Origin of the sequence: Burkholderia sp. B21-005, from assembly GCF_020843965.1 — a bacterium.
Classification (GTDB): Bacteria; Pseudomonadota; Gammaproteobacteria; order Burkholderiales; family Burkholderiaceae; genus Burkholderia; species Burkholderia ambifaria.
This window is the reverse complement of record NZ_CP086302.1, coordinates 436,886-451,731: the sequence shown is the minus strand read 5'-3', so window position 1 is coordinate 451,731 and position 14,846 is coordinate 436,886. Positions and strand designations below refer to the sequence as shown.

The window sequence follows — 14,846 nt, the reverse complement described above, 5'->3', positions numbered from 1 at the left end:
CGGTTTAGCCGACCGCGTACGTTATCGCGCCTTGGTGCGCGTGGTCTTCCTCGCCGGCTTCGCCGCCTTCGCGCGCGGCGCTTCCTTCTCCGGCTGCGCGCCGCCGCCGGCCAGATCCTCGAGCCATGCCAGCGCATCGATATACGACAGGAATTGCTGCAGATATTCCGGCGACAGCTCGCGCATCGTCGCGAGCGACCGATGCACGAGGCTGTTCGAATTGAGCGGCCCCGCGTTGCGCGGCACCTGGTCGAGCGACTGTCGATACTGCTGTTCGGTCCGGACCTTCGACCACATCGTGCGGAAGAAGTCGATCAGCTCGGGATCGACACCGCGCCGGTCGGCCTGCGCATCGCGCGCGAGCTGCTCGACGAGCCCGCCGAGCGCGCCGCGTGCAGGCGCCTGCGCGATTGCTTGCGCCGGCTCGCTCGTGCCTGCCGCTTCACCGGCGCGCGCGACGAGCTCCGCAAACCCTTCCAGCAGCGTCGCGAGCCGCTCATCGAGCAACGCGCGCGCATCGCCGTCGAACGCGGCCGCGCGCTTCTCAAGCGCGTCGAGCCGATGGAAGCGCACCGGATCGAGCCGGTCGGCGCCCTGCTCGCGCCACGCGTCGAGCGTCGCGCGCACGTGCGTCGCGTCGTCCGTCACTTCGGCTTCCCTCCGTTCGATGCGGACTTGCGCGGCACCGGTGCGATCTCCACGCGGCGGTTCTTCGCGCGGCCTTCGTCGTCCGCATTCGAGCTGACCGGCTGCTCGGAACCGAACGCGGCCGCGAACACCGACCGCGCCGGCACGCCGGCGTCGATCAGCGCCCGCGTGACCGTCAGCGCGCGCTTGGCCGACAGCTCCCAGTTGTCCGCGAACTGGCGGTTGCCGGCGCGCACCTGCTGGTCGTCGGCGAAGCCGCTGATCATCAGGATCTCGTCGCGCGTCTTCAGGTAGGCGGCCAGCGGCCCAGCCAGCGTCTTCAGCAGATCGCGACCCTCGGGCTGCAGCTGATCGGAGTTCAGGGCGAACAGCACCGCGCCGCTGATGCCAATGCGGCCGTTCACGAGCGTCACGCGGCCGGCCGCGAGCGGCCCGGCGAGCGCCTGTTCGAGCGACTTGCGCTGCTGCGCCTCCTGCTGGCGCGCACGCACGGCTTCCTCGAGCTTCGACGTGAGCTGCAACTGCATGCCGATCACGCCGACGAGAATCAGCACGAACGCGCCGAGCAGCACCGACATCAGGTCGGCGAACGCGGGCCACACCGGCGCGGAAGGCGTGCCGTCGTCGATTTCGTCATGCATGCGTTACGCTCCGACCGATGCGCGCCGACCGGCGATCTGCTGCAGGTCTTCGACGATCTGCTTCTGCGACATCATGCTCAGGTCGATCACCTCGCGCGCCTGCGCGACGTAGTACTCGAGCTGCTCGTCGCTGCGCGCGAGCGATTTCTCGAGCGCGGCCTCGATGCGCTGCAGGTGGTTCAGCAGCTTGTCGTTCGATTCGCCGAAGATCTGCACGGCCGCACCGAATGCATCGCCGAGGCTCGCGACCTCGACGGCGCCCGCCGTGACCTGCGCGGCCACCGCATCCAGCTTGCGCGTTTCGGCATCGACGGTGTCGTTGAAGCGTGCGCCGACGCGATCGAGCAGGTCGGCCGACGTGCTGACGAGCGCGTCGATCGCGGTGCGCTGTTCGGTGGACGCGTGATTGACCGCGCCGAGCAGCGTTTCGAGCGTCGCGAGCAGGCGGCTGCGCTCCTCGAGCATCGCGGTGTCGCGCACCATGCTGTCGGACAGGCGCTGGCGCAGCTCGGCGACGACGTCGGCCGCGGCCTTCGGCGCTTCCGACGCGGCCTGCACGAGGCGCGAGATTTCGTTGATCGTGTCGCTCGCGTGCACCTGCGCCTGCGCGGTGATGTCGTTCGCCGTGCGGGTCAGCGTGTCGCAGATGTCCTGCTGGCGCGTCGCGGCCTGTTCGCTCGTGCGCGCCCATTCGTCGCGCAGCGCGGCGGCCATCGCGGCGAGCGAGTCGTTCCAGGCGGAAAGGCGTTCTTCGTCGCGCGCTGCCAGTTGCGTCTGCAGGCCCGTGTGCGAATCGCGGATCGTCGACAGCAGATCGTTCGAGCGTTGTTCGAACGTCGCCGCTTGCGCGGTCAGATCGCGCGTCGTTTGCGCAAGCGCGTCGCAGATTTCCTGCTGACGGCCTGCGCTGTGCACGCCCGCACGTTGCCATTCGTCGCCGAGCTTCGTCGCCATCTCCGTGAGCGAAGCATTCCACATCGCCAGACGTTCTTCGTCACGCGCAGCCAGTTGCGTTTGCAGGCCGGAGTGCGAATCGCGGATCGTCGACAGCAGCTCGTTCGAGCGTTGCTCGAACGTTGCCGCTTGCGCGGTCAGATCGCGCGTCGTTTGTGCAAGCGCGTCGCAGATTTCCTGCTGACGGCCCGCGCTGTGCACGCCTGCCCGCTGCCATTCGTCGCCGAGCTTCGTCGCCATCTCCGTGAGCGAAGCATTCCATGTCGCGAGACGTTCTTCGTCACGCGCAGCCAGTTGCGTTTGCAGGCCGGAGTGCGAATCGCGGATCGTCGACAGCAGATCGTTCGACCGTTGCTCGAACGTCGCCGCTTGTGCGGTCAGATCGCGCGTCGTTTGTGCAAGCGCGTCGCAGATCTCCTGCTGACGGCCCGCGCTGTGCACGCCTGCCCGCTGCCATTCGTCGCCGAGCTTCGTCGCCATCTCCGTGAGCGAAGCACTCCACGTCGCCAGACGTTCCTCGTCACGCGCAGCCAATTGCGTCTGCAGGCCCGTATGTGAATCGCGGATCGTCGACAGCAGATCGTTCGAGCGTTGCTCGATCGTCGCCGCTTGCGCGGTCAGATCGCGCGTCGTTTGCGCAAGCGCGTCGCAGATCTCCTGCTGACGGCCCGCGCTGTGCGCGCCCGCGCGCTGCCATTCGTCGCCGAGCTTCGTCGCCATCGCGGTCAGCGAAGCATTCCATGCCGACAGCCGTTCCTCGTCGCGCGCGGCCAGTTGCGTCTGCAACCCCGCATGCGACTCGCGCATCGCGGCGAGCACCGCACCCGAATGCCGCTCGAACGTCGCGGCGGCGTCGCCCAGCGCCTGCGCATGCTGGCCGGCCAGCGTCTCGCCGACCTGCTCCTGACGCGCGAGCGCGTCGCGCCACGCGTCGGACAGGCGGCTTTCGGTCGATTCGAGGCGCGTCGCGACGCCGTCGAGCAGGTCCGTCGAACGCTGCGCGAAGGTGTCGGTGAACTGGCCGAGCGTCGTCTGCAGCTGCTGCGCGACGGCGTCGCCCGTGCGGCGCTGCTCGTCGAGCGCGCGGTTCCATACGGCCGTCACGTTTTCAGTCGTCTTCTCGAAACCGTCCGTCAGCCCGTCGAGCTGACGCTGCACGGCGCCCGTCACGGTGTCGCGCAGCGCGGCCATCTCCTGCGCGAGGCCCGTCATCGTCGCCGCGACGACCGGCTGCAGCGCGGCACCGGCCACCCGCGCGCTTTCGGCGGCGCTTTCCTTCAGCGCGTCGCCGACGTTCGACGCCAAACCGGCATACGCGCGCTCGGTGCGATCGAAGAACGCCTGCTGGCTTTCGATCTGACGATCGTGCAGCGCGACGCTGCGCGCCTCGAGCGTCGTCATCATCGTCTGCAGCCGGTCGACCAGCGCCGGCATCACGTCGGCCTGGCGCTGCAGCAGCCGGAACGATTCGTCGCGCTGATGCGCGGACGAATGCACGCGCAACGTGGTCGCGATCTTCGCGTCGAGCTGCTGGCCCGCGTCGACGCGTTCGCGGCGCACGAGCGCGGACAGCAGGCCGAGCATCGCGGACGTCGCGACACCCGCGATCGACGTGCCGAACGCGAAGCCGAGGCCCTTCACCGGTGCAATCAGCGATGCGCGGATCGCGTCGAGGTCGGTCGCGCTTTCGAGCGCGGCGCCCGTGCCCTTCAGCGTCACGACCATCCCGAGCAGCGTGCCGAGCATGCCGAGCAGCACCAGCAGGCCGACGAGATACGGCGTCAGCGACGGGCCCGGCAGCGCGACGCGCGCGCCTTCGACCCGCGCACGCACCGCGCCGCGCAGGCCGGGGGGCAGCGTATCGAGCCACGTGTCGAGTGTCGCCGGCGGTTCGGTCAGGCCGGCCACCGCGCGCGACAGCGTGGCGGTCGCCTGCCGGTAGCGCTGCAGTTCCCACGCACCGGCGACGTAGCACGCGCCGATCAGCAGCGTGACGGCTGCCGCGAGCGGGTTCGACGCGACATAGCCGACGCCGATCCAGCAGACTGCGAGCAGGCCGGCGATGAAGACAACGAGATCAAGACGAATTCTGGACATAGCGTAGGGATTAGCAGGTACGAAGGGCTGCGAGCAGCCCGTCTACCGTTTGAAACCGGACTTCGAGTTCGGCGAGCAGGATGCTTTTCATCTCGTCGCGGAACGACTCGAGCCACGTGCCGGGCACGATCGCCGCGGCGGACGGTGCGTCGCCGTCGGCGCCGGCATCGGCGGCCGCTTGCGCGTCGGCCAGCGCCTGCCGTTCCGCGTCACGCAGCCGTTCGAAGCGCGTGCCGAGCAGCGCGGGCACGGCGGACAGCAGGCTGCGCTCGCGCGCGCCGAGCACGCGCTCCATGATCGCGTCGAGTGCCGCGAGCCGCGCCATCCCGGACGAGCGCGCGGCGAGCGCGACCCGCAGGCGGCCGCGCAACTGGCCGATCGCGGTCTCCATCTCCTGCTGCAGGGACAGACAGCTCTGGCGGAAGTCCGCGAAATCGGCCGTGTCGGCGGGCGGCGGCGGCATCTCGCCCGGGCGCCGCCGCGTCCGCGGGCGGTGGGCGGCCGTGATCGCCTGCGCGAGGTCGTGGCGCACGCGCGCGCCGTCGCGCTCGGCGTCGTAACCCCGCACGCCGGCCGCGACGCCGGGCGGGGTCGCATTCAGCGCGGACGACAGCGTGATTGCGTCGGTCCAGCCGAGCCACTGGCTCAGGCGGTCCGACAGCGCCTGCCGGGATTCCGCGACGTCGGCATCGGTCAGGCGCGCGAGCAGCCGGACGAGCGTCGGGCCGCTGAGTGCCGGGCGCGGAGGAGCTTGCACCATGCTGCAAACCGTCAAAAAAGGCAGCAGTTTACACGTCGGCGGCAGGTCGACCGCGAGAATCGGGGAAGCGCCCCGGCCTCGGATGCCGCGCAACCGGCGCGAACGCCCGCCGCACAAGGCTCGCGGGCCGATCGTCGGAGTGGCGGACAGCCGGCGCGGTCCTGGCGACGTACCCGGCCACAGCCGGCCCGGCCCTGGCAACGTGCGCGGCCGCCTGCCGAAGCCGGCCCGGCGGGCGCCGGTCCGCGCCGGCCGATGATGTTCGCCTGTGTACGATTTCGCCACGCGGTGCGGTACCATCGCGACACCCGCCACGCGATCGCGCCCGCTGCGGGCCCGCGCCGCCATGCACCCGGCGCGCGGGTCGCCGGACGCGTGACGGATATCCGGCCGATATCCGCGGGCCGCAGTCGGCGCCCCGGCGAGACGGGTGCCGCCGCCCATGACAACAGAACCAATAACAGACGGGCCCGCCCGACCGCTCACGATGCTTTCAGACTTCGTCGCGCGCCTGCGCGAGCGTTTCAGCAAACCGCCGACCCGGCAGGACTTCGCCGAACGCCTGATCGCCGCGCTGCGGGCGACCGGCGACACGCGCGAGTGGCTTCACGAGGACGACAAGGGCCGTCTCGTGCAAGCGGATGTCCCGTCGAACATCATCAACCTGCACAACCTGTTCCGCGACTACGCGGGCGCGAAGCCGGCCGAGCGCGAAGCGACGCTGAAGCGCCAGGCGAACGCGATGATGCAGCACGAGATTCCGTCGAACTTCGCGGACGTCCGCACGCGGCTGCGCCCCGTGATCCGCAGCGCGACCGAGCGCGGCGCGGTCGCGCTGCAGCTCGCCGGACAACCCGGCGCGTCGGAAGTCGCGTTCCGGCCGCTGTGCGAGAACCTCGAGATCGGCATCGCGTACGACGGCGAATTCAGTGTCGCGCGGCTGACGACCGCGCGGCTCGCCGAATGGGGCGTCACTTTCGACGATGCATGCGACGTCGCGATCGACAACCTGCGCGGCATGTCGTCGGCGCCGTGGGCCGCGTTGCGCGACGGCGTGTTCCTGTCGCAGTTCGGCGACTACTACGACGCGGCGCGGCTGCTGCTGACCGACCTGCTGCACCGCCAGCCGATCTCCGGCGCGCCGGTGGTGATGGCGCCGAACCGGACGGTGCTGCTGCTCACCGGCGACCGCAATGCGGCCGGACTCGCGACGATGGTCGAACTCGCCGAACAGGCGCGCGCGCAGCCGCGCCCGCTGCCGTCGCTGATGCTGCGCTGGGACGGCGCCGCGTGGCGGAATTTTGTTCCGAAAGGACTGGAAGCGAAGCTGCATGCGCTGCGCGTGGACGAACTCGCCGGCGACTACCAGGATCAGCGGGCACTGCTCAACGACCTGCACCAGCGGGACGGCACCGACATCTTCGTCGCGACCTACACCGTGTACCGGCGGCAGAACGGCGAGCTGTTCAGCGTCGGCGTGTGGAGCGACGGCGTGCCGACGCTGCTGCCCGAGACGGACATCGTCGTGCTGTATCGGGAAGCGACGCGGCAGTCGGCCCACGTGCCGATGGCCGCGCTGCGGGACGCATGCGGCGACCTGATGACGGCCACCGCGCACCGGCCGGTGCGGTACGAAGTGACGGCGTTTCCGGATGAAGCGCGGTTCGCGGCGCTGATCGAGCGGTATCCGGCGGCGTGACGCGCGCTTGCGCATCGGACGAAGCGGGCTGGCCCATCGCCCGTCGGCATGACCGGCCATGGCGGCATGTCCGTCAGGAATGAAACGGCGGTGAGCCCCGGCGACACCGCCGTCGTCAGATCCCGGCCTTCGGCGCGTTCAGGATCAGCCGCAGCCCCAGCAGCGTGATCGCGCCGGCCGCGACGCGGTCGACCCACTTCTTCGCGCGCAGGTAAAGCTCGCGCGGCCGGCGGGTCGAGAAGCACAGCGCGACGATCGTGTACCAGCCGCACTCAACGCCGAACACGAGCGGCGGCAGCGCCAGGTAGCACCACAGCGGCGGATGCTGCGGCAACAGCGCCGCGAAGATGCTGCCATACCAGATCGCCGTCTTCGGGTTGCTCAGCTGGGTCGTGAGGCCGACCCAGAACGACTTGCGCGTGCTGCCGGCGAGGGAGGCCTGCGGGTCGTCCATCGCGATCGGCCGCTCGGCGCCGCGCCAGATCTTCAACGCCATGTAGATCAGGTACGCGCCGCCCGCCACCTTGAGCCCGACATACAGCCATTCGACCGTCTGCAGCAGCGTGTAGAGCCCGGCCAGCGCGACGCCGCCGAACGCGATCCCGCCGACGCCCATGCCGAGCGCGGTAGCGAGCCCGTCGCGGCGCGACAGCCCGATCGAATTGCGGGCGACCAGCACGAAACTCGGGCCCGGAATCATCGCGCCGAGCCATAGCGCGGCCAGAATGGCGAGTACGGCAGCCGATGCAGTCATCGAAGTCTCCTTGATCAGCGACGCCGAAGCGCCGGCGCCTGCGTGTCGCATCGTGTCGATTCCCGACGGGGAAGTCGCTGATTCTGGCACGCTTCGCGAGCCGCCGGAAGCACCGGCGCGCTGCTATGCTGGCTGCCGTTCCCGCCATCCCGCACCACCCGCCATGACCGTGCTGTCCGAATTCGCCGCCGCAAGGCAACCGTATGGTTCGCTCGGCTTCACGCCCGCGGCGCCCGTTGCGTTCAATCCGGTGCCCGGCACCGAGTTTCTCGGGCGGGATCTGTGAGGGGCACGATGCGCGCACCGGCCCCGGCGGTTCATCGAGCCCTCCTCGTTCCGCTGTTCGCCGCGTGGTGCTGCCATGCGCAGGCAGCGCCGCTGCTGCCGCCGTCGATCGCCGCGCAGTTGCCGGCCGGCTATCAGCCTTTCGTCGCGCAGCCCGGCCCGGCACTCGGCAACGGCCGGCGCACCCTGCTCGTCGTCGTGCATCGCGCGACCGACACGCGCGAGCAGCCGTCGCCGCGCCCGCTCCTGATCTATGAGGAACAGGCCGACCACACCTATCGGCTCGCCGCGCGCAACGACAACGTCGTGCTGCGCGCGAACGACGCGCTGCAGTGCGACCCGTTCGATCCGGAATCCGCCGCCGAAGGCGGGATCGCCGTGAAGGGGCGCTATTTCACGGTGCAGAACGACGTCGCATGCGGACAGCACTGGAGCGACTACGTGACGTTTCACTACGTCCCGCGCACGCACGAATGGGTGTTTTCCAGCCAGATCCATACCGAATCGTTTCCGGTCGATCCTGGCAAGCCCGACTTCGTCAGCGCGGTGCGGGCCGACGCGCGCAAGCCGGTGTCGTTCAGCCAGTGGCGGCGCAAGGAATGAAACCCGCGCGCGGCGAGCATGCTCAGGTTTCGTCATGCGCGTCTCCGTGCTCCTGACACGCCGCGACTAGCGCACATTCGATTGCATGCCCGGCGCGCTCGCCTGCGTGTGCCGCTGCGGCGCCGGCGGTCCCGCGTCGTGCTCGTCCGCGACGAGCGACTCCGCCCCGGCGCGACGATCGAGAACGGCTCGGGCCTTGTCGAGGTCCAGCGCCCCTTCCCAGCGGGCCACCACGACCGTTGCCACGCCGTTGCCGATCAGGTTCGTGACGGCGCGCGCCTCGTTCAGGAAGCGATCGACGCCGAGCAGCAGGACCAGACCCGATACGGGCACCTGATGCATGGTCGACAAGGTTGCGGCCAGCGCGACGAAACCCGCGCCCGCGACACCCGCCGAGCCCTTCGACGTCAGCAGCAGCACGCCGAGCAGCAGAAGCTGGTCCCAGATCGACAAGTGGATGTTGAATGCCTGCGCGATGAACAGCGACGCCATCGTCAGGTAGATCGCGGTGCCGTCGGCATTGAAGGTATAGCCAGTGGGTAGCACCATCCCGACGACCGGACGCGAGCAACCCATTCGCTCCATCTTGAGCAGCATCTGCGGCAGCACGGCTTCCGTCGATGCCGTGCCGAGCGTGATCAGGATCTCGTCGCGGATATAGCGCAGGTATTGCCACAGCGACAACCCGCACACGCGCATGACGAGGCCGAGCGCCACGACGACGAACAGGATCGACGTGAGGTACAGGCACAGCATCAGTTGTCCGAACTGTGCGAGCGTGCCGATCCCGTATCTGGCGATGGTGAACGCCATCCCGCCGAATGCGCCGGCGGGCGCCACATGCATCACGATGCGCACGACCCCGAACATCCCTTGCAGGAACATGTCCAGCATGTCCACGAGCGGCGCCGTCCTCGGGCCGAGTTTCGCGAGCGCGATCGCGAAGATGACCGAGAAGAAGATGATCGGCAGTATCTCGCCGTTCGCGAAAGCGCCGACGACACTGCCCGGCACGATGCTCATCAGGAAGTCGAGCGCGCCGTGATGCTGCGCCGCGTGCGTGTAGCTGGCGATTGCGGCACCGTCGATCTTCGCCGGATCGGCATTCATCCCGCTGCCCGGCCGGACCAGGTTGACGACCGCCATCCCGACCACGAGCGCGACAGTGGACGCGGCTTCGAAATACAGCACGGCCTTGACACCCACCCGGCCGGCTTCGTGAAGATCGGTCATGCGCGCGATGCCGACCACGACCGACGCAAAGATGATCGGCGCGAGCAACATCCGGATCAGCTTGATGAACAGGTCACCGAGCGGCTTGAGCTGGGAGCCGATATCGGGGTAGAAGTGCCCGACGAGGATGCCGGCGACGATGCCGATCAGAACCTGGACGTAGAGTTTGGAAAGCGTTCTGCGAATGCGTGATGCCAGCATGACTGTCTCCTGTGCATGGCGTCCTGTTTCCGGAAAGCGCACGCGTGCCGGCGATGCAGCCGATCGCCCTGAACGCCCATGCCGATTCCGCCTGCCCGACTGATTATTGTGTGATGTGATGCGGTGCGCCGTCGAGCGTCCGGCGCACCTTGCCGACAACGCTTATGCGGACAGCTTCCGCATTTGCGCGTACAGGTCGGCCTTGCCTTCGAAGCCGATGCCCGGCAGGTCCGGCATCGTGATGTAGCCGTTGTCGACCTTCACGCCGTCGGGGAAGCCGCCGTACGGCTGGAACAGGTCCGGGTACGACTCGTTGCCGCCGAGGCCGAGGCCGGCCGCGATGTTGAGCGACATCTGGTGACCGCCGTGCGGAATGCAGCGGCTCGGCGACCAGCCGTGCTGGCGCAGCATGTCGAGCGTGCGCAGATACTCGACGAGGCCGTAGCTCAGCGCACAGTCGAACTGCAGCCAGTCGCGGTCGGCGCGCATGCCGCCGTAGCGGATCAGGTTGCGGGCATCCTGCATCGAGAACAGGTCCTCGCCCGTCGCCATCGGCTTGTCGTAGTAATTGCGCAGCGTCGCCTGCAGCTCGAAGTCGAGCGGATCGCCCGGTTCCTCGTACCAGAACAGGTCATATTGCGAAAGCGCCTTCGCATAGCGGATCGCGGTGTCGAGATCGAAGCGGCCGTTGGCGTCGACGGCGAGCTTCTGGCCATCGCCGAGCACGCTGAGGATCGCGTCGATGCGTCGCAGGTCTTCGTCGAGCGATGCGCCGCCGATCTTCTTCTTCACGACCGTGTAACCGCGGTCGATGTAGCTGCGCATCTCGTCCTTCAGCTTCTCGTGATCCTGGCCCGGATAGTAGTAGCCGCCCGCCGCATACACGAAGATCCTGCGGTCCGGCCGGCCGTCGCCGTAGCGGTCCGCCAGCAGCTGGAACAGCGGCTTGCCTTCGATCTTGGCCACCGCGTCCCACACCGCCATGTCGATCGTGCCGATCGCGACCGAGCGCTCGCCATGGCCGCCCGGCTTCTCGTTGGTGAACATCGTCGCCCAGATTCGGTGCGGATCGAGGTTGTCGCCGGCATCGTTGACGAGCGCACCGGGGTCGGCTTCGAGAATGCGCGGGATGAAGCGCTCGCGCATGAGCTTGCCCTGGCCGTAGCGGCCGTTCGAATTGAAGCCGTAGCCGACGACCGGCTTGCCGTCCCGGATCACGTCGGTGATCACGGCGACGAGGCTCAGCGTCATCTTGCTGAAGTCGATGTAGGCGTTGCGGATCGGGGAACTGATCGGAACGGTTTGTTCGCGAATCTCGACGATTCTCATGGCGGCGTCTCCTGGACTGGCACGTTTGCGGGGTATCTCGATTGCATGCACGTTGCTGCAACGAGACGGAGCATAGTCCGCGGAGAGCGCCCTATAATTCACCTCAATTCATTTCATTTTTTACTCAAAGTGAGAACTGATTCGACCTCCGACTTCGAGTTCTTCGTCCAGCTCGCCAAACTGAAGAGCCTGTCGGGCGCGGCCCGCTCGCTCGGGATCACGCCGCCCGCGGCAACCAAGCGGCTCGGCATTCTCGAAGACCGGTTCGGCAAGCGGCTGGTCAACCGGACCACCCGCAGCGTCAGCCTGACCCCGGAAGGCGAGATGTACGCGCGGTACGCCACGCAGATTCTCGACCAGGTGCGCGAGATGGAGGACGCGATCGCGGGCACGCCCGCGGACCCGCACGGGCGGCTGCGCATCAATGCGACGCTCGGTTTCGGGCGCACGACCATCGCACCGCTGGTGTCGGAATTCGCGAAGCGCTATCCGAACGTCGATGTCCAGTTCGTGGTCACCGATCGCCCGGTCGACCTCGTCGAAGGCGCATTCGACATGGCCATCCGGTTCGGCGAGTTGCCGGACCAGCGCTTGAGGGCGCGCCGCCTGATGAGCAATCGCCGGTTCCTGTGTGCGTCGCCGAAGTATCTCGAGCGCAACGGCGTGCCGCAGTGCAAGGAGGATCTCGCGCATCACCGCTGCATCATCCACACGCAGAACGACGATGCATTCGGCGTGTGGCGCTTCATGCAGGAGGATCACCTCGAAGCGCTGAAGGTGAGCGGCTCGCTGTCCAGCAACGACGGCGACATCGTGCTGCGCTGGGCGCTGGACGGTCACGGCATCCTGATCCGCTCGGAGTGGGATCTCGCCAAATACATCCAGAGCGGCAGGCTGCGTCTCGTGCTGCCCGACGTCGTCCTGCCGTCCGCCGACCTGTTTGTCTACTATCCCGGGCAACGCAACGAATCGACGCGGGCCCGCGCGTTCATCGACTTTCTCGTCAAGCACTTCGAGGCACCGTTCGTTCCGGTCGACGTAGCCAAGGCGGCCCCGGACCGCAAGCGATCCGCTCGATCGAAGCGTTGACACCGCGCCGGCCCCCGGGCCCTTCCGGCCGCGAGCGGTCGATGCAGGGACACATCACGGGGCCACATTGCCACGGGGCGGGAAGCCGCCCGCCCGGTCGGGAATGAAGCATGTTCCGTCTCGCGCGCATCCATGCAAACTCGCACACCCGCGCCAACCGGTCTACCATAGGCGCGCGTCGCCGTTCGGGCACGCGCCGGCGCGGCATGCGGCTTGCGCGCCTCCCTTCCCACGTTGAACCAGCGCAGGAGGACGTCATGACGCAACACTTCGACGCGATCGTCATCGGCACCGGGCAAGCCGGGCCGCCGCTCGCGGCGCGACTCGCCGGCGCCGGCATGAAAGTCGCGATCGTCGAGCGCGGCCGCTTCGGCGGCACCTGCGTGAACACCGGCTGCATTCCGACCAAGACACTGATCGCGAGCGCGTACGCCGCGCAGCTCGCGCGGCGCGCGGCCGAATACGGCGTGTCGGTCGGCCCCGTCAGCGTCGACATGAAGGCCGTGAAGGCGCGCAAGGACCGGATCTCCGGCCGCTCGAACCACGGCGTCGAGCAATGGGTGCGCGGGCTCGACAACACGACCGTGTTTCAGGGCCATGCCCGCTTCGAGCACCCCGATGCGGTGCGCGTGGGCGACGAACTGCTCGAGGCCGAACGCATCTTCATCAACGTCGGCGGGCGCGCGCAGATCCCGCAGATGCCAGGCCTCGACTCGGTGCCGTACCTGACCAACTCGACGATGATGGACGTCGACTTCCTGCCCGAGCATCTCGTGATCATCGGCGGCAGCTACGTCGGGCTCGAATTCGGCCAGATGTACCGCCGCTTCGGCTCGAAGGTCACGATCGTCGAGAAGGGCGCGCGCCTGATCCATCGCGAGGACGAGGACGTGTCGCAGGCCGTGCGCGAGATTCTCGAGAACGAAGGCATCGACGTGCAGCTCGACGCGAACTGCCTGAATGCGCGGCGCGACGGCGACGGCATCGTGGTCGGCCTCGACTGCGCGGGCGGCGGCCGCGAGGTCGCGGGCTCGCACCTGCTGCTCGCGGTCGGGCGCGTGCCGAACACCGGCGATCTCGGGCTCGAACAGGCCGGTGTCGCGACCGACTCGCGCGGCTACATCACGGTCGACGAGCAACTGCGCACCAACGTGCCCGGCATCTGGGCGCTCGGCGACTGCAACGGGCGCGGCGCGTTCACGCACACCGCGTACAACGACTACGAGATCGTCGCGGCGAACCTGCTCGACAGCGATCCGCGCAAGGTGTCCGACCGCATCGCCGCGTACGCGATGTACGTCGATCCGCCGCTCGGCCGCGTCGGCATGACGCTCGCGGAAGCGAAGCAGACCGGCCGTCGGCTGCTGGTCGGCACGCGGCCGATGACGCGCGTCGGCCGCGCGGTCGAAAAAGGCGAGAGCCAGGGTTTCATGAAGGTGATCGTCGACGCGGACAGCCATGCAATTCTCGGCGCGTCGATCCTCGGCGTGACGGGCGACGAGGTCGTGCACGCGCTGCTCGACGTGATGGCCGCCGGCGCGCCGTACACGACGATCAGCCGCGCGATGCACATCCACCCGACCGTGTCGGAGCTCGTGCCGACGCTGCTGCAGGACTTGCATCCGGTCGAATGAAGGGCGGCGGGCGCGCGTCAGGTTTCGAAGTACCGCGGCCGGTCGATGTCGGCCAGCAACCCGGCCTGCGTCGGCGCCCAGTCGAGCCATGCGCGCGTGCGCTCGCTCGTTGCGGGCGCATCCATTCCCGCGAACATCGCGAACCAGCCGAAGTGCTCGCCGGCTTGCGCGTCCGATTTCGACACGACCGGCACGTTCAGCCGGCGGCCGATCACTTCCGCGATTTCGCGGAACGGCACGCCCGTATCGTCGACCGCGTGATAGCGCGCGCCAGGCGCGCCGCGTTCGACCGCGAGCCGGTACACGCGCGCCGCGTCGAGCCGGTGCACGCCGGGCCAGCGGTTGCCGCCGTCGCCGAGATACGCCGATGCACCCTTCTCCCGCGCGAACGCGATCAGGCGCGGCACGAAGCCGTGATCGCCATCGCCATGCACGGACGGCGGCAGGCGCACGACCGACGCGCGCACGCCGCGCGCGGCCAGCGCGGCCGCGGTTGCTTCAGACGCTCGCGGATAGCCCGCCGATACCGGCACGTGCGCATCGTCCTCGGTCGCCGCGCGGCCCGGCGCGACGAGCGCGAGGCCCGACGTGACGACCAGCGGCCGCGTCGAGCCCGCGAGCGCCGCGCCGATCGTTTCGATCGCGCGGCGGTCGAGTTCGCAGTTTTCCGCGAAGCGCGAGAAGTCGTGATTGAATCCCGTGTGGATCACCGCATCGACGCCCTGCACGCCGCGCGTGAGGCTGTCGGCATCCTCCAGCGACCCGCGATGCACGTCCGCGCCCGCGGCGGCGACCGATGCGGCGGCCGCGTCGGAACGCGCGAGGCCGAGCACGGAATGCCCGGCGGCGACAAGTTCGGCGACGACCGCGGAGCCGACGAAACCCGATGCTCCCGTAACAAAGACACGCATGTTCAACA

At 68.7% G+C, this 14,846-nt stretch carries 12 protein-coding genes and 1 pseudogene; 5 read left to right on the top strand and 8 right to left on the bottom strand.

Annotated features, from left to right (window positions below):
• Positions 1–21: 21 nt before the first annotated feature.
• From LMA02_RS18430 to LMA02_RS18415, 4 genes are read right to left on the bottom strand one after another with little or no spacing between them, the layout of a single operon-like run.
• Positions 22–648 (bottom strand): DUF2894 domain-containing protein, encoded by a 627-nt coding sequence (locus LMA02_RS18430; RefSeq protein WP_228909180.1) that lies wholly within the window; start codon positions 646–648, stop codon positions 22–24.
• The gene (locus LMA02_RS18425; RefSeq protein WP_166723671.1) at positions 645–1,289 is read right to left on the bottom strand and encodes an OmpA family protein; all 645 of its coding nucleotides are present in this window, start codon (positions 1,287–1,289) and stop codon (positions 645–647) included. Before LMA02_RS18425 ends, LMA02_RS18430 begins: the two co-directional genes overlap by 4 nt.
• A 3-nt stretch (positions 1,290–1,292) precedes the next feature.
• Positions 1,293–4,340: a DUF802 domain-containing protein gene (locus LMA02_RS18420; protein ID WP_228909179.1), complete on the bottom strand. Its 3,048-nt coding sequence runs from the start codon at positions 4,338–4,340 to the stop codon at positions 1,293–1,295.
• 10 nt (positions 4,341–4,350) lie between these two features.
• On the bottom strand, positions 4,351–5,100 hold the full coding sequence (locus LMA02_RS18415) for a DUF3348 domain-containing protein (protein WP_228909177.1): 750 nt from the start codon (positions 5,098–5,100) through the stop codon (positions 4,351–4,353).
• A 487-nt stretch (positions 5,101–5,587) separates the two neighbouring features.
• On the opposite strand from LMA02_RS18415, the gene LMA02_RS18410 reads away from it, so the two are divergent.
• Positions 5,588–6,799, top strand: coding sequence for a hypothetical protein (locus LMA02_RS18410; RefSeq protein ID WP_228909174.1), 1,212 nt, complete (start codon positions 5,588–5,590; stop codon positions 6,797–6,799).
• A gap of 115 nt (positions 6,800–6,914) precedes the next feature.
• Here LMA02_RS18410 and LMA02_RS18405 read toward each other — a convergent pair whose 3' ends face one another.
• Entirely contained in the window at positions 6,915–7,553 is a 639-nt protein-coding gene (locus tag LMA02_RS18405; protein ID WP_228909173.1) for a LysE family translocator, read from the bottom strand.
• 163 nt (positions 7,554–7,716) lie between these two features.
• On the opposite strand from LMA02_RS18405, the pseudogene LMA02_RS18400 reads away from it, so the two are divergent.
• Positions 7,717–7,839, top strand: a pseudogene (locus tag LMA02_RS18400) (GNAT family N-acetyltransferase); the annotation flags it as partial.
• A gap of 8 nt (positions 7,840–7,847) precedes the next feature.
• Positions 7,848–8,441 (top strand): hypothetical protein, encoded by a 594-nt coding sequence (locus LMA02_RS18395; RefSeq protein ID WP_228909171.1) that lies wholly within the window; start codon positions 7,848–7,850, stop codon positions 8,439–8,441.
• 66 nt (positions 8,442–8,507) lie between these two features.
• Here the strand turns inward: LMA02_RS18395 and dctA are convergent, their stop codons facing one another.
• Together dctA and LMA02_RS18385 are read right to left on the bottom strand one after the other, a co-directional pair.
• Positions 8,508–9,875, bottom strand: coding sequence for a C4-dicarboxylate transporter DctA (gene dctA / locus LMA02_RS18390; RefSeq protein ID WP_228909169.1), 1,368 nt, complete (start codon positions 9,873–9,875; stop codon positions 8,508–8,510).
• A 162-nt stretch (positions 9,876–10,037) separates the two neighbouring features.
• The gene (locus tag LMA02_RS18385) at positions 10,038–11,204 is read right to left on the bottom strand and encodes a mandelate racemase/muconate lactonizing enzyme family protein (protein WP_175726891.1); all 1,167 of its coding nucleotides are present in this window, start codon (positions 11,202–11,204) and stop codon (positions 10,038–10,040) included.
• Positions 11,205–11,333: 129 nt separating this feature from the next.
• Between LMA02_RS18385 and LMA02_RS18380 the strand changes: the two genes are divergently transcribed.
• Positions 11,334–12,293 carry a LysR family transcriptional regulator gene (locus LMA02_RS18380; protein WP_228910050.1) on the top strand — a complete coding sequence of 320 codons (960 nt, stop codon included), beginning with the start codon at positions 11,334–11,336 and terminating at the stop codon, positions 12,291–12,293.
• Positions 12,294–12,550: 257 nt separating this feature from the next.
• Entirely contained in the window at positions 12,551–13,927 is a 1,377-nt protein-coding gene (locus LMA02_RS18375; protein WP_228909164.1) for an FAD-containing oxidoreductase, read from the top strand.
• A 17-nt stretch (positions 13,928–13,944) separates the two neighbouring features.
• On the opposite strand, the gene LMA02_RS18370 is transcribed toward LMA02_RS18375, so the two are convergent.
• Positions 13,945–14,838, bottom strand: a complete 894-nt coding sequence (locus LMA02_RS18370; RefSeq protein WP_228909162.1) for an SDR family oxidoreductase — start codon at positions 14,836–14,838, stop codon at positions 13,945–13,947.
• Positions 14,839–14,846 lie beyond the last annotated feature (8 nt).

Excerpts from the sequence above, each read along its gene's own strand:
- LMA02_RS18425 (WP_166723671.1), bottom strand. The coding sequence starts at position 1,289 with ATGCATGACGAAATCGACGACGGCACGCCTTCCGCGCCGGTGTGGCCC.
- LMA02_RS18420 (WP_228909179.1), bottom strand. The coding sequence starts at position 4,340 with ATGTCCAGAATTCGTCTTGATCTCGTTGTCTTCATCGCCGGCCTGCTC.
- LMA02_RS18415 (WP_228909177.1), bottom strand. The coding sequence starts at position 5,100 with ATGGTGCAAGCTCCTCCGCGCCCGGCACTCAGCGGCCCGACGCTCGTC.
- LMA02_RS18410 (WP_228909174.1), top strand. The coding sequence starts at position 5,588 with ATGCTTTCAGACTTCGTCGCGCGCCTGCGCGAGCGTTTCAGCAAACCG.
- LMA02_RS18405 (WP_228909173.1), bottom strand. The coding sequence starts at position 7,553 with ATGACTGCATCGGCTGCCGTACTCGCCATTCTGGCCGCGCTATGGCTC.
- LMA02_RS18395 (WP_228909171.1), top strand. The coding sequence starts at position 7,848 with ATGCGCGCACCGGCCCCGGCGGTTCATCGAGCCCTCCTCGTTCCGCTG.
- dctA (WP_228909169.1), bottom strand. The coding sequence starts at position 9,875 with ATGCTGGCATCACGCATTCGCAGAACGCTTTCCAAACTCTACGTCCAG.
- LMA02_RS18385 (WP_175726891.1), bottom strand. The coding sequence starts at position 11,204 with ATGAGAATCGTCGAGATTCGCGAACAAACCGTTCCGATCAGTTCCCCG.
- LMA02_RS18375 (WP_228909164.1), top strand. The coding sequence starts at position 12,551 with ATGACGCAACACTTCGACGCGATCGTCATCGGCACCGGGCAAGCCGGG.
- LMA02_RS18370 (WP_228909162.1), bottom strand. The coding sequence starts at position 14,838 with ATGCGTGTCTTTGTTACGGGAGCATCGGGTTTCGTCGGCTCCGCGGTC.